The sequence below is a fragment of the Acinetobacter sp. 251-1 genome, assembly GCF_030329305.1.
In the GTDB taxonomy this organism is placed as follows: domain Bacteria; phylum Pseudomonadota; class Gammaproteobacteria; order Pseudomonadales; family Moraxellaceae; genus Acinetobacter; species Acinetobacter piscicola_A.
Map to the genome: position 1 here is coordinate 207,726 of NZ_JACANS010000005.1, position 13,331 is coordinate 221,056.

The 13,331-nt window shown below is 38.9% G+C and carries 12 protein-coding genes and 1 pseudogene; 10 read left to right on the forward strand and 3 right to left on the reverse strand.

Annotated features, from left to right (window positions below; all coding sequences use genetic code 11):
* Positions 1-2: 2 nt before the first annotated feature.
* The 6 genes from HX129_RS05730 to HX129_RS05755 all read left to right on the forward strand — a co-directional run bounded on the left by HX129_RS05730 (position 3) and on the right by HX129_RS05755 (position 8,179).
* On the forward strand, positions 3-542 hold the full coding sequence (locus HX129_RS05730; protein ID WP_286434037.1) for a DOMON-like domain-containing protein: 540 nt from the start codon (positions 3-5) through the stop codon (positions 540-542).
* Positions 543-1,387: 845 nt separating this feature from the next.
* Positions 1,388-2,530 (forward strand): glutamine-hydrolyzing carbamoyl-phosphate synthase small subunit, encoded by a 1,143-nt coding sequence (carA, locus tag HX129_RS05735; RefSeq protein WP_130074926.1) that lies wholly within the window; start codon positions 1,388-1,390, stop codon positions 2,528-2,530.
* A gap of 13 nt (positions 2,531-2,543) precedes the next feature.
* A complete protein-coding gene (gene carB / locus HX129_RS05740; protein ID WP_130074927.1) occupies positions 2,544-5,777 on the forward strand; it encodes a carbamoyl-phosphate synthase large subunit in 3,234 nt (1,077 codons plus the stop codon).
* A 94-nt stretch (positions 5,778-5,871) separates the two neighbouring features.
* The gene (gene greA / locus HX129_RS05745) at positions 5,872-6,351 is read left to right on the forward strand and encodes a transcription elongation factor GreA (protein ID WP_130074928.1); all 480 of its coding nucleotides are present in this window, start codon (positions 5,872-5,874) and stop codon (positions 6,349-6,351) included.
* Positions 6,352-6,573: 222 nt separating this feature from the next.
* Entirely contained in the window at positions 6,574-7,458 is an 885-nt protein-coding gene (locus HX129_RS05750; RefSeq protein ID WP_174492210.1) for a class I SAM-dependent methyltransferase, read from the forward strand.
* Between the two features lie 67 nt (positions 7,459-7,525).
* Positions 7,526-8,179 carry a CatB-related O-acetyltransferase gene (locus HX129_RS05755; RefSeq protein WP_286436042.1) on the forward strand — a complete coding sequence of 218 codons (654 nt, stop codon included), beginning with the start codon at positions 7,526-7,528 and terminating at the stop codon, positions 8,177-8,179.
* Positions 8,180-8,257: 78 nt separating this feature from the next.
* Here the strand turns inward: HX129_RS05755 and HX129_RS05760 are convergent, their stop codons facing one another.
* From HX129_RS05760 to ubiH, 3 genes are all read right to left on the reverse strand, one after another.
* Positions 8,258-8,506 (reverse strand): hypothetical protein, encoded by a 249-nt coding sequence (locus HX129_RS05760; RefSeq protein WP_130074931.1) that lies wholly within the window; start codon positions 8,504-8,506, stop codon positions 8,258-8,260.
* Positions 8,507-8,676: 170 nt separating this feature from the next.
* Positions 8,677-9,924, reverse strand: a complete 1,248-nt coding sequence (locus HX129_RS05765) for an FAD-dependent monooxygenase (protein WP_286434042.1) — start codon at positions 9,922-9,924, stop codon at positions 8,677-8,679.
* Positions 9,921-11,132, reverse strand: a complete 1,212-nt coding sequence (gene ubiH / locus HX129_RS05770) for a 2-octaprenyl-6-methoxyphenyl hydroxylase (protein ID WP_286434044.1) — start codon at positions 11,130-11,132, stop codon at positions 9,921-9,923. Before ubiH ends, HX129_RS05765 begins: the two co-directional genes overlap by 4 nt.
* A 510-nt stretch (positions 11,133-11,642) precedes the next feature.
* On the opposite strand from ubiH, the gene HX129_RS05775 reads away from it, so the two are divergent.
* The 4 genes and pseudogenes from HX129_RS05775 to HX129_RS05790 all read left to right on the forward strand — a co-directional run.
* Positions 11,643-11,807, forward strand: coding sequence for a hypothetical protein (locus HX129_RS05775; RefSeq protein WP_286434046.1), 165 nt, complete (start codon positions 11,643-11,645; stop codon positions 11,805-11,807).
* Positions 11,808-11,844: 37 nt separating this feature from the next.
* Positions 11,845-12,030, forward strand: a pseudogene (locus HX129_RS05780) (IS5/IS1182 family transposase); the annotation flags it as partial.
* A 73-nt stretch (positions 12,031-12,103) separates the two neighbouring features.
* On the forward strand, positions 12,104-13,042 hold the full coding sequence (locus HX129_RS05785) for a DUF2931 family protein (protein WP_286434048.1): 939 nt from the start codon (positions 12,104-12,106) through the stop codon (positions 13,040-13,042).
* 89 nt (positions 13,043-13,131) lie between these two features.
* Positions 13,132-13,331, forward strand: a 200-nt coding sequence (locus HX129_RS05790; protein ID WP_286434049.1) for a transposase, incomplete at its 3' end; no start/stop codon positions are given.

The following is a 13,331-nucleotide window of genomic DNA, read 5'->3' on the forward strand; positions in this document are numbered from 1 at the left end:
TTATGGCAAGTTATGAACTAAATGCTTTTGATCGCCGTTTTCAAAGTATTTCCTTGGTTGGTGCAATTGAACAAGTCAGCCCATTTACGTTAAATGTCGGCTACTGGTTACGTGATCCCAACCAATTTATTCAATATCCTGAATTAGTGGCGTCTCATCCTCGTATCGACTTTTTATGGGAAAATACCTGTTTTGAAGTCTTTATTGGGGTTAAAGGTGAAGATTTCTATCGCGAAATCAATCTCTCCCCATCTCAGGCATGGCAAGCGTATGCTTTTGAAGAGTATCGCTATCCTGAGCTGATGCCACCTGTTGCTGCGGAAGATATTGAACTCAATCAACTCAAACGTACCCATTATGGTTTAAATGTTAGCCTTGATCTGACCGAGTTTATGCTCAAACATAAATTAAAATGGGATGATCTATTTATTGGCTTAACGGCAGTTTTAAATACCACCCAAGGTAAACATTTTTTTGCCATGCAACACAGCAGTCCAAATGCTGATTTTCATAACAAACGTGATTGGTTGCATACATTTTAAGATATATCAGCAAAAGGTACTCCCTTTTGCTTTATCTTCTTATACCCAGTATTCACGACTTAAACATTAAAAAAAATAAAGCTGTAATTAAAAGAATTCCCTCTAATTTACGCTTCAGATATTCACAGATACAGCACCACATCACACTACAAAATTTAGCCTCGCCATAGATCATCACAAAAAATCACAGCGATCAGGCAAAATCGTGTAATTTCGCTTATTTTTCTATACATGTCTTTGGAAGATTTATTTGTTCTAATTAGAATGTTTTTTCCACGACTCATTTAAAAATCAATACCAAATTCGACGATGATGATGCAGTGATTCTTATCTCTTGCTTATTTTACATGTACTTTCCAATGCAAAATTTATGGCTTATCCTCTTTATTTTCATAGCAAAAATTCACACATATAAGAATAATATTCAAACTATCGAGGAAAATATGATGTATATTTAAGCTAACTTTTTATCTACTTTAAGTAATGCAAAAATCATTTTTTACCAACCGTTCAATTATATCTATCACCACACTTACGATAAAATATTCGCTAACAAGCTAAACTATAACAATAAATTTTAAATTTTGATTTCATATATAAATTCTTCAAAATCGTTCTGAATTATTCATTTTTTTTAAAGCAGAATATCTATCTAAATTCAAGCAGCATATCTCACATTTTGATGGTTTTTTACATGGACTTTGGGGCGACTTGTGCGTATAATGCAGTGTTAAGTTATAAGCGGGCAGACATGAGGAGGGTAGGATTTAATTAACCTTCCTTTTTTTTCGTCTACTCGCTTTTTTACAGCCCTATTTTTGTGGTTTTAGATCAGGAGCTTTGGTTTGAGCATCCCCGCCATTTTAGCCCTCGCTGACGGTACTATCTTTAAAGGTACTTCAATCGGCGCTACGGGAAGTACGACAGGTGAAGTCGTTTTCAACACTGCCATGACAGGCTATCAAGAAATTTTAACTGACCCGAGTTATGCACAACAACTTGTAACTTTAACTTACCCGCATATCGGTAATACAGGTTGCAATAATGAAGATGCAGAATCTGGTCGTATTCATAAAGTTTGGGCGAATGGTTTAATCATTCGTGACCTTCCTTTACTACATAGCAATTTCCGTGCAGAACAATCTCTTGCTGAGTATTTACAACAACACAATGTTGTTGCAATTGCAGATATTGATACACGAAAACTCACACGTATTTTACGTGACAAAGGTGCGCAAAATGGTTGCATCCTTGCAGGTGAAAACATTACTGAAGAAGAAGCTTTAGCAAAAGCACGTGCTTTTGGTGGTCTAAATGGTTTAGACCTTGCCAAAGAATGTTGCGATCCTGAAGGTTTCGAATGGACTGAAGGCTCATGGACACTTGGCAAAGGTTTCTCTCAACCTGAAACTCAGTTCCATGTTGTTGCATACGATTATGGTGTCAAAACCAACATCTTACGTATGCTCGCAGACCGTGGTTGTAAACTGACTGTTGTTCCTGCTCAAACTCCTGCTGAAAAAGTGTTGGCGTTAAATCCAGATGGCGTATTCTTGTCAAATGGTCCTGGCGATCCAGCGGCATGTGATTATGCAATTGAAGCAGTAAAAACCATTGTTGAAGATGCACGTAATGTGCCTGTGTTTGGGATCTGTTTGGGTCACCAAATCCTTGCTTTAGCAAGTGGCGCTAAAACTGTAAAAATGCCTCATGGTCACCATGGCGCAAACCATCCTGTACAAAATCTTGAAAATGGTACAGTGATGATTACTTCTCAAAACCACGGCTTCGCAGTAGATGCTGAAACGCTTCCTGCAAACTTGAAAGCAACGCACAAATCATTGTTCGACCAAACCCTACAAGGGATTCATCGCACAGATAAGCCTGCGTTCAGTTTCCAAGGTCACCCTGAAGCAAGTCCTGGTCCACACGACTGCGCACCGTTGTTCGATCATTTCATCGAACTTATCGAAGCATATAAGAAGTAATTAAGGAGCGATCATGGCTAAACGTACAGACATTAAAAGCATCCTGATTATTGGTGCAGGTCCGATTGTGATCGGTCAAGCATGTGAGTTCGACTACTCAGGTGCACAAGCATGTAAAGCCCTTCGTGAAGAAGGCTACCGTGTTATTTTGGTCAACTCTAACCCAGCGACCATTATGACTGACCCTGCAATGGCAGACGCAACTTACATCGAACCAATCACTTGGCAAACTGTTGCAGCCATCATTGAGAAAGAACGCCCTGATGCAGTTCTTCCAACCATGGGCGGTCAAACTGCACTGAACTGTGCGCTTGCACTGGATGCCAACGGTATTTTAGAAAAATACAATGTTGAATTGATTGGTGCGACCAAAGAAGCAATCGAAAAAGCGGAAGACCGTAAACTTTTCGATATCGCGATGCGCAAAATCGGTTTGGAATGTCCACGTGCTGACGTTGCAGAAGACATGGAACATGCGCTTGAAATTCAAGCGCGTTTCGGTTTCCCTGTGATTATCCGCCCATCATTCACTATGGGTGGTTCAGGCGGTGGTATCGCATATAACAAAGAAGAATTTATTGAAATCTGCGAACGTGGTTTCGACCTCTCTCCTACTCACCAATTATTGATCGATGAATCATTGATTGGTTGGAAAGAATACGAAATGGAAGTTGTTCGTGACAAAAACGACAACTGTATCATTGTATGTACCATTGAAAACTTTGACCCAATGGGCGTGCATACTGGTGACTCAATCACTGTTGCACCTGCACAAACATTGACAGACAAAGAATTCCAATTACTTCGTAATGCGTCTTTAGCTGTACTTCGTGAAATTGGTGTAGAAACAGGTGGTTCGAACGTTCAATTCGGTATCAACCCGAAAGACGGTCGTATGGTTGTGATCGAGATGAACCCTCGTGTTTCTCGTTCATCTGCCCTTGCATCTAAAGCAACAGGTTTCCCGATTGCAAAAATTGCGGCGAAATTGGCTGTCGGTTATACCCTTGATGAATTGAAAAATGACATTACTGGCGGTACAACTCCTGCATCATTCGAACCTGCAATTGACTACGTTGTTACGAAAATCCCTCGTTTTAACTTCGAGAAATTCCCACAAGCTGATGCAACTTTAACGACTCAGATGAAATCTGTCGGTGAAGTCATGGCGATTGGTCGTAACTTCCAAGAATCTGTTTCTAAAGCACTTCGTGGTCTTGAAGTTGGCGCATGTGGTTTTGATGAAAAAATCGCTGTGGGTACGGAAGGTGCACGTGAGAAAATTCTTGTTGAATTAAAAGTTCCAGGTCCAGAGCGTATTTGGTATGTAGGCGATGCATTCCGTCACGGTTTCACCCTTGATGAAGTATTTGAAGCGACTAAAATTGACCGTTGGTTCTTGATTCAAATCGAAGACATCATCAAAACAGAAAATCAAATCAAAACTTTAGGTTTTGGTGATTTGAATGCGGACAACATCCGTTCATTCAAACGTAAAGGTTTATCTGACCTTCGCATTGCGAACTTGATGGGTATTTCACAAAAACAATTCCGTAAACATCGTTGGAACTTGGGCGTAACACCAGTGTACAAACGTGTGGATACATGTGCTGCTGAGTTTGAATCTGACACAGCTTACATGTACTCAACTTACGATGAAGAATGTGAAGCGAATCCATCTAGCCGTGACAAAATCATGGTGATCGGTGGTGGTCCTAACCGTATTGGTCAAGGGATCGAGTTCGATTACTGCTGTGTACACGCAGCGCTTGCAATGCGTGATGACGGTTATGAAACAATCATGGTGAACTGTAACCCTGAAACTGTTTCTACCGACTATGACACGTCTGATCGTTTGTACTTCGAACCAATCACACTTGAAGATGTACTTGAAATCGTGCGTATCGAGAAGCCTAAAGGCATTATCGTACAGTACGGTGGTCAAACTCCGTTGAAATTGGCTCGTGCTTTAGAAGAAGCAGGTGCGCCAATTATCGGTACATCTCCAGATGCAATCGACCGTGCAGAAGACCGTGAACGTTTCCAACAAATGATTCAACGTCTACAACTTCGTCAACCGAACAACAGCATTGTAAAATCTGCTGAAGAAGGTATGGCTGAAGCGGCTAAAGTTGGCTATCCACTTGTGGTACGTCCCTCTTACGTGCTTGGTGGTCGTGCGATGGAAATCGTGTACAACGATGAAGAGTTGAAACGCTACTTACGTGATGCGGTTCAAGCATCTAACGAAGCACCAGTACTTCTTGACCACTTCTTAGATGATGCCATCGAAGTTGACGTAGACTGCGTATCTGACGGTAAAGACGTTGTGATTGGCGGTATCATGCAGCATATTGAACAAGCAGGTATTCACTCAGGTGACTCAGCATGTTCGATTCCTCCTTATTCTCTCTCTCAAGAGATTCAGGACGAAATGCGTCGTCAAACAATTGCAATGGCAAAAGAACTTGGCGTTGTTGGCTTGATGAACGTTCAATATGCTGTCAAAGGTAATGACGTTTACATCTTAGAAGTGAATCCACGTGCATCACGTACTGTGCCATTTGTTTCTAAATGTATTGGTGAATCTTTAGCAAAAGTTGCTGCACGTTGTATGGCGGGTCAATCTTTAGAATCTCAAGGATTTACTAAAGAAATCATCCCGACTCACTTTGCAGTAAAAGAAGCTGTATTCCCATTCAACAAATTCCCTGGTGTCGACCCTGTGCTTGGGCCTGAGATGAAATCTACAGGTGAAGTGATGGGCGTAGGTAAAACATTTGGTGAAGCATTCTATAAAGCAGTGCTTGGTTCAAATGATCGCTTACCTGGTCTTCCAACTGAAGGTGAAATCAAACACGCATTCTTATCCGTACGTGATTCAGACAAACCTCGTGCAGTCGGTATTGCAAAACAATTAACTGAGCTTGGTTTCAAAGTGATCGCTACTGGCGGTACTTATGATGTCATCAAAGCTGCGGGAATTGAATGTGAACGTGTGAATAAAGTTACAGAAGGTCGTCCAAATATTGTCGACCGCTTGAAAAATGGCGAGATTCACCTCATTATCAATACAACTGAAGGCAAACAAGCTCAGCAAGATTCATTCTCGATTCGTCGCTCTGCCCTTCAAGGTAAAGTGTACTACACGACAACTTTGAACGGTGCTGAGGCTGTATGCCAAGCTTTAGCGATTAAATTGCCAATGGATGTATACCGTTTGCAAGATTTACAAACTGTAGGTTAATTCGTTTTCCGAGAAGTCCCGTCACCTCTCGGTGGCGGGCTTTTTTCATTTCTAAACCTATATTTTTATAAACTAACAAATTTGAGGGACAACAATGCAACGTTATCCTATGACGCCTGAAGGCAAAGTTGCCTTAGAGAAAGAATTGCAACAGTTAAAATCTGTTGACCGTCCACGTATTACTGCTGCAATTGCAGAAGCACGTGAACATGGGGACTTAAAAGAGAATGCTGAATATCATGCTGCTCGTGAGCAACAAGGTTTCTGTGAAGGTCGTATTCAAGACATCGAAGGTAAACTCGGTGCATGTCAAGTGATCGACGTTAAGGAGCTTGAGCAAACAGGTCGTGTGGTTTTTGGTGTGACTGTCACCATTGAAAACTTAGATACTGAAGAGCAAAAAACCTATCGGATCGTGGGTGATGATGAGGCTGATTTTAAAATCAATAAAATCTCAGTAAACTCACCGATTGCCCGTGGTCTTTTGGGTAAAAATGAGGGTGATGAAGCGAAAATTCAAACACCAAACGGTGAAGTTGAATATGAAATCGTAAAAGTTGAATATCTTTCATAAGCGTTAAATGAAAGATTTTTGATAAAATTTAGGGCTGATTGATCAGCCCTTTTTATTTTAACCACATCACCATAATATAAATTAATCATTTCAAATCACAAATCGGCAAGTCTCTAAAGCTTATGTATTTGCAATAAAATTCACAACATAAAATCATTTCGCCATTGTTAAATCTGTAAATTCATTTAAATTATTAGAAAATAAAAATTGACGGAAACTATTATGAAAGCAGGACGCGTCAGTCGTACCGCCGAAGCCGCAGCAGCCTTACGTGCCAATCACCATCTCTATGCCAATGACCCAATATTTTCCGACCCATACGCTTTTGATCTCACCAATGCGCGTTGGCGATTATTACTGAAAAATGGTTTATTTCGTAAAACCTTAAATTCAAGTTTTATGAACCAAACTTTTGGTAAACTTACAGGACAAGTGGTCGGACGCTCACGTTATGCTGAAGATTTGCTTATTCAAGCCATTGAGCAACATAACATTCAACAATATGTTTTAGTGGGTGCAGGCTTAGATTCCTTTGTTTTACGTTTAGCCAGTCAATATCCACAATTAAAAATTTTTGAATTGGATCATCCTGATACACAAAAAACCAAGATTGCAAAATTAAAGAAGATTTCTAAATCAAATCGATTCCCTGCCAATGTCGAATTTGTCAGCATCGATTTTGAAAAAGAAAAATTATCTGATGCCCTACTTCGTAGTCAATATCAACCCTCTGAAACAGCATTTTTTTCATGGCTCGGCACTACTCATTATTTAACACCTGAAACCACACTGACGACGTTACAAAATATTGTCTCTATTGCACCCTCAGGCAGTGAGTTAGTCATGGATTATTCTATTGATTATAAGCAGTTACAAGGCATCGAGCGGTATGGTGCATTTGCACTAACACATTTTACCCATTTCTTAAAAGAACCATTATTAGGTACTTTTATTCCATCTGATTTGCATCAAGCCGTTGAAAAAATGGGTTATGAGGTTGTTGAAGATTTGTCAGGTATTGACATTACAACACGTTATTTTTATCAACGTGCGGATTATATTGAACATACAAAGGCTGCACAGTTAATTCATTTAAGAGTTGCTTAGGCTATTTTCTTACGCTTTGTGCTAAAGTCATATAGAATGGTGTGACCACGTGCCTGCTACATTTTATATGACTGATTCCATAAACTCACCTGTAAAACATTGGTGTGAATTTGAGTTTATTTCTAAAACTGTGAAAAACCCCAATATTCACATTAAAGGCAATTATAGTTATTACTCTGCTTATTGGGATCAGGGTTTTGAGCGTTGTGTGGTACGTTATTTACATGACAAACCGTCTACGCCTGAAAAGCCAATTGATCAGCTGTATATCGGTAATTTTGTTTGTTTTGGTGCTGAATGCGTCATCATGATGGGTGGTAATCAGCTACATCGAACCGATTGGATCTCAGCTTTTCCTTTTGATACCCGTAGTTTTTTGCCTGCGGGTGATACATTCATTGCAGATGGTTGTTGGATTGGCAGTCGTGCCATGATTATGCAAGGGGTAACGCTTGGCGAAGGTGCTGTGGTGGCAACAGGTGCTGTGGTGGCAACAGGTGCTGTGGTAACCAAAGATGTTCCACCTTATGCCATTGTGGGTGGTGTTCCAGCAAAAATTATAAAATATCGTTTTTCAGAACAAGAGATTAAAAAACTGCTTGCGCTTAAACTGTATGAAATCGATGAAAAGCAATTTTTGAAAATGCGAGAACAGCTACAGATGGATGATGTGAATCAATTGGTTCAACATTTTCATGACATTTACTTATATTCATCATGATTTTATTCAAAACATAAAAAAGCCCAAACTATTTTAAGCATTTACCTAAAATCTTTGGGCAATTTCTACTGAAGCAGTTTAGTCTTTTGACTCATCTGGTGGCACTTCAGTAATTTTCCCACCACGTGCTAAAAATGCAGCAACTTCATCTTCCAATGCTTGACGCTGTTTCAGCTTAGCAGTGACCGTTAAAGTTTCAGCTTCTGCTAAGTCCGCATCTGATACCGTTGAATCACTCGCAGCCGCACCTTTTTCGGCAGCTTTCGCTTCATCATCATCTACAGCGCTGTCTTCTGTATTTTCATCGTAATCATTTGTGTCCGTCATTGACGATCTCCCCATGAATGACTATACATTTACCAAAGTCGGTTCTAATTACGAAGAAATGTACCAATCTCTCAAGCATTCGCCTAGTGCTAAATACACAAAAATCGTATTTTTTTCACTCAAATTCATCATTTTTTTTAAATGATTGTCCAAAAATTATCACTTTTGTTTCAAAGTGCATAACGTGTATGGCTTAAGTTTGCCAAACCGTTGGCTTGTGCCATAAAGCGTTCTTTTAATGCAGGGATATTTTCCACTTGTTTTAAGCCAAAATTTCTCGCCCATACCAATGGAAAATGCTCAGCACTTTCTAAGAAGCCAATCGCAGACATGCCGTGCATCATGGCATCATTTTGTCCTTTACGTTGGTGTTCATAACGCTTCAAGGTTTGTTCATGTGCCCAAACACCACGTTCACGGTCTTTTAATAACACATCACACAAAACGGCGGCATCTAAACAACCAATATTGACACCTTGCCCTGCAAGCGGATGGATCACATGCGCAGCATCACCAATTAATGCTAAACCATTTTTCACATAACGCTGTGCAGCACGAGCTTTGAGTGGAAATTTGGCACGAGGCGTGGATTCCAAAACCTCACCCAACATGTGATGACTTTCACGCGTGAGCAATTGACAAAATTCTTGGTCATTTAAACTTGCATATTCATCTGCATAATCATCAGGCAATGTCCACACAATTGAAACCCAGTGTTCAGCCTGTTCAGGCTTTAAACTCGCCATGGGTAAAAATGCCAAAGGTCCTGTTGGATGGAAAATCTGACGCGCGACATATTGATGTGGCGCAGTAGTACGAATGGCACAAGTTAAACCCGCTTGCTTATAATCCAAAACATCAAGATCAATAAAAGCTTGTTCTCGTACAAACGAGTTTGCACCATCTGCACCAATAACCAATTTGGTTTTTAATGTTGTGCCATCTGCCAATTGAATGATCCAACAGCCTACGCCCTGCTCAACACGTGTTACTCGAACTTCTGTTCGATAATCTTTCACTTTTTCAAGCATTGTCTGTTGAATGGCTAGGTTTAAAACACTCGGCTCAACCATAAACCCTAAGCAATTTTGCTCAGAGGGAAATTGATTAGACGCTTGCCCAAAATTAATTTCACCATAGCCATTTTTATTCCACACTTGCATCCCTGTATAAGGCATTTGGCGTGCAAGTTTTTCCCAAACTTGTACCGTTTTCAGCAAATGAATTGTGGCTTGACTTAAAGCTAAAACACGAGGATTGGCAGTGCTTAATGTTTTTTCAGCATCTAAAATTGGTGCAGCATCTAACACCGTGGCTTGAACACCACCTTCTGCAAGCAACAAAGCCGTTAAACCACCAACCAAACCACCACCAATAATTACCACATCTAACAAATCTTGAGGATTGAATTCACTCATGCTTTTAACCCCATCGCATAATTGGCAACTAACGGTTTAATGCCTGGAATCACATCAAATGCCACTAAACCCGTATTTCTTAAAATTTTTAAGACTGGATTTTGATTACTAAAACCACGCACCACAGAATCACAGAATTTAATTACACGTTTTTGATCTGCTAAACGGGCTTGCTCATAGGCTTTCAGCATTTCAGGCTCACCTAAATCTTGGGCGTTGGCAATTTGTTGGTTGAGATAACGTACTAACACATCCGCATCACGCATGCACAAGTTAAAACCTTGTCCTGCAACAGGATGAATGGTATGTGCGGCATTTCCCATCAAAATCACACGTCCAACTGCTTGTTTGTGTGCCAAGACTTGTGCCAATGGAAAACTAAAGCGCTTGCCTGTTTTGATAAATTTCCCAGCACGATCACCATAAGTTTTTTGCAAAGCATCAAGAAAATGTTGGTCATTTTCCTCACCCAGCCATTCATGTTCTGTACCTTTGGTCACAGGCCAAACCACAGAACGGCGATATTCTCCAGGTAATGGTAATAATGCCAAAGGACCTAAATGGCTAAAGCGTTCAAAACCGACTTGATTGTGCGGCTTAGACGTTTGTACCGCTGTCACAATGGCAACTTGTTCATAATCATGTACGTCCACACCCACGCCCAAAGCCTGACGACAGAATGAATCTCGACCATCAGCAGCAATCACCAGTTTTGCTTTTAAAGAATGGATATACGCTTCACCACGTGTGGCTTCGATATAGACTTCGTCTTGATCTTGTGTCAATGAAGTGACTTGTACACCATCAATCAACTCAATTAAAGGTTGTTGGCGCACTTGCGATAATAAAACACGACCTAACCATGCATTTTCAATCACTTGCCCAAAGCTTTCGACTTTTTCTTCATCCGCTTTTAAACGTGCTTTACCAAAGCTGCCTTGCTCAGTGATATGGACTTCTAAAATCGGAGTTGCATGTTCTTGTAGTGCATCCCAAAGTCCAAGTTTTTGGTAAATCTGTACGGTACGGCGAGATAATGCAGTATTTCGTGCATCAAAACTTGAGTGGTAAGGAGCAACAGTGCCATCTTCATAGTTTGGATATTTAATGGCTTCAAGCAATTTCACTGCGATATTTGACTTTGCGAGCATAAGTGCCAAACTCAGTCCGACCATTCCACCACCGACAATAATGACGTCTTGTTGCATGTCTTGACCCTTTCTATATACGATTCAGCATGCTGAATACTTATAATGATGATTAATTTTATATTACATCAAGCGAAGAGATTTTTATATTGGATTAGTATCTTGTTCAAGAGGATTCAGCAACGTTATGTTAATCTAAGCAAAATTCGTTTTATAAAAATATGAAATATGTTTATTGCACATTTACCTTCTGGCTATATCTTAGCGGATCTATTAGACAAAAAATTAAAACCCAATCTTCTCAGTAGCAAAGTGTTTTATAGCATCATCATGCTCGGTGCTATTTTCCCAGATATTGATCTTTTTTACTTTTATTTCTTCGACCAACGTTCTGTTCATCATCATAAGTATTTTGTACATTGATTTTCTGTTTGGATTCCTATTTTTCTAATCGCTTATACGTTTTGGAAAATATCCAAGCATCGCTCTAAACTCGCACTTGCCATCACGCTATTTTCAGGCGCTGCTCTTTTACATATTTGTTTAGATACTTTTGTAGGTGATGTTTGGTTGTTTGCACCTTTTATTGATCAGGCTTATGTATTTTTTGAAGTTACAGCACGTTATCAACCTTGGTGGTTAAATTTTATTTTTCATTGGTCATTTCTGGTCGAGTTAGTCATCTGTGCTTATGCACTCATGTTATATATTCGTAAAAATAAGGCCTTGAAATGATTATTTCAGGTGGTTTCTATTCTTAAATACTCAATAAAAATCAAGCATATATACCAATAAAAATCATTTTTATTGGTATTCATATAAGATTAGATATTTAGTAGAAAATTCATTTGCAAAATTAAAACAATTCAGACTTATTACAACATGATATAACAAGATAAAACGAAATGATTTAAGTACTATAGTCCTAGTTTGTATATTTATATGGTTACCTTTGTAGAATGAATTTCATACTAAAAATATTAATACTTCCTATTTTTATTGTAATAGTGGCTTTTTTTGTAAGAAAAAATATGAATGACCAAGCTCATTATCAAGTCTATATTGGTTATCCTAAAGGGTATATCTCTGAGTTTAACAATGCCCACTCTGTGATGAAAAATGAAAAAGGAGAAGCCATTACTAGTTTCGGTGGAGATAACGCGACAGAAGGGACACTAGGTAGTGGGGTTCAAAATTCTTCCGATGCAAAAATGGAAGTCCCGTCTAAGATGGAGGTGATGTGGTTTTCAATCACTGAAAATCAGTTTTGGCGTGGTGAGTTTGAACTGCCTAAAAAAGAGTTAGCAAAAGCTTTAAATAATGAAAAAATACTCGGATTATTTACAGTAAGCCAAACAGATATTGTTGATAAATATGATAAAATTGTTGTAAATGTTGCTCCAAAAGGTAAAGTCTATGTCTATTTAGGTGGTATGTCTGTTAAATTAATAGGAATTTATCAAGCTCAGCCAATAACCTACGATTGGTTACAACATATCGATGAAACATGGGCAATTAAGGGGGTTGATATTCCAACTCAAGAACAATTTGTTTTATCTATGAAAAACGATTATGGATCTATCGTGGATGAAATAGATCAACATTATAAAGAAGGTTTTTTTACACCTGTACGATGGAAATTAAGTATTAAAGGTAATAAGAAAATATTGGCTTTTGTAGTACATACTCTGAATGGAGAATATACACAGTTTTTAGAAAATCCTAAAGAACAAGAAATAAAAAGTATTCCGACTAGTTTTTCATTTGATGTAGAAGAAAATGGTAAAGTGAATCGTTACAATGTGGAATTAAAGAATAGCTATGAATTTTATAAGAAACATTTTAGTCATGATGCTGTAGTCAATGTAATCGTTGATATACCTGATCCAGATCATATTTTTTTATATTTTAAACAAGGCGATAAGACAGTTGAGTATACTGATTTTATTGCATCAGAATTAGATCGATAAGGGCTACTTTATTATTTTGGTAATGCTCCCGAAAATTAAACGAGTTTAAAAGTAGAAAATCGACTAGTCTTTGAACAAGGAGATTTTCCATGAAAACATCTAAATATTCAGATAGCTTAATCATGAGCATTTTAAAACAAGCTGAAGCAGGAACACCCGTGCCTAACCTTTGTCGTGAGCATGGGATGAGTACAGCAACTTTCTACAAGTGCAAGTCCAAATATAGTGGTATGGATTTATCACTTATGACTCGGCTAAAAGAACTCGAAGCTGAAAATGCACGTTTAAA

Coding starts and splice junctions, on each gene's coding strand:
- HX129_RS05730 (WP_286434037.1), top strand. CDS start 3: ATGGCAAGTTATGAACTAAATGCTTTTGATCGCCGTTTTCAAAGTATT.
- carB (WP_130074927.1), top strand. CDS start 2,544: ATGGCTAAACGTACAGACATTAAAAGCATCCTGATTATTGGTGCAGGT.
- greA (WP_130074928.1), top strand. CDS start 5,872: ATGCAACGTTATCCTATGACGCCTGAAGGCAAAGTTGCCTTAGAGAAA.
- HX129_RS05750 (WP_174492210.1), top strand. CDS start 6,574: ATGAAAGCAGGACGCGTCAGTCGTACCGCCGAAGCCGCAGCAGCCTTA.
- HX129_RS05755 (WP_286436042.1), top strand. CDS start 7,526: ATGACTGATTCCATAAACTCACCTGTAAAACATTGGTGTGAATTTGAG.
- HX129_RS05760 (WP_130074931.1), bottom strand. CDS start 8,506: ATGACGGACACAAATGATTACGATGAAAATACAGAAGACAGCGCTGTA.
- HX129_RS05765 (WP_286434042.1), bottom strand. CDS start 9,924: ATGAGTGAATTCAATCCTCAAGATTTGTTAGATGTGGTAATTATTGGT.
- ubiH (WP_286434044.1), bottom strand. CDS start 11,132: ATGCAACAAGACGTCATTATTGTCGGTGGTGGAATGGTCGGACTGAGT.
- HX129_RS05785 (WP_286434048.1), top strand. CDS start 12,104: ATGAATGACCAAGCTCATTATCAAGTCTATATTGGTTATCCTAAAGGG.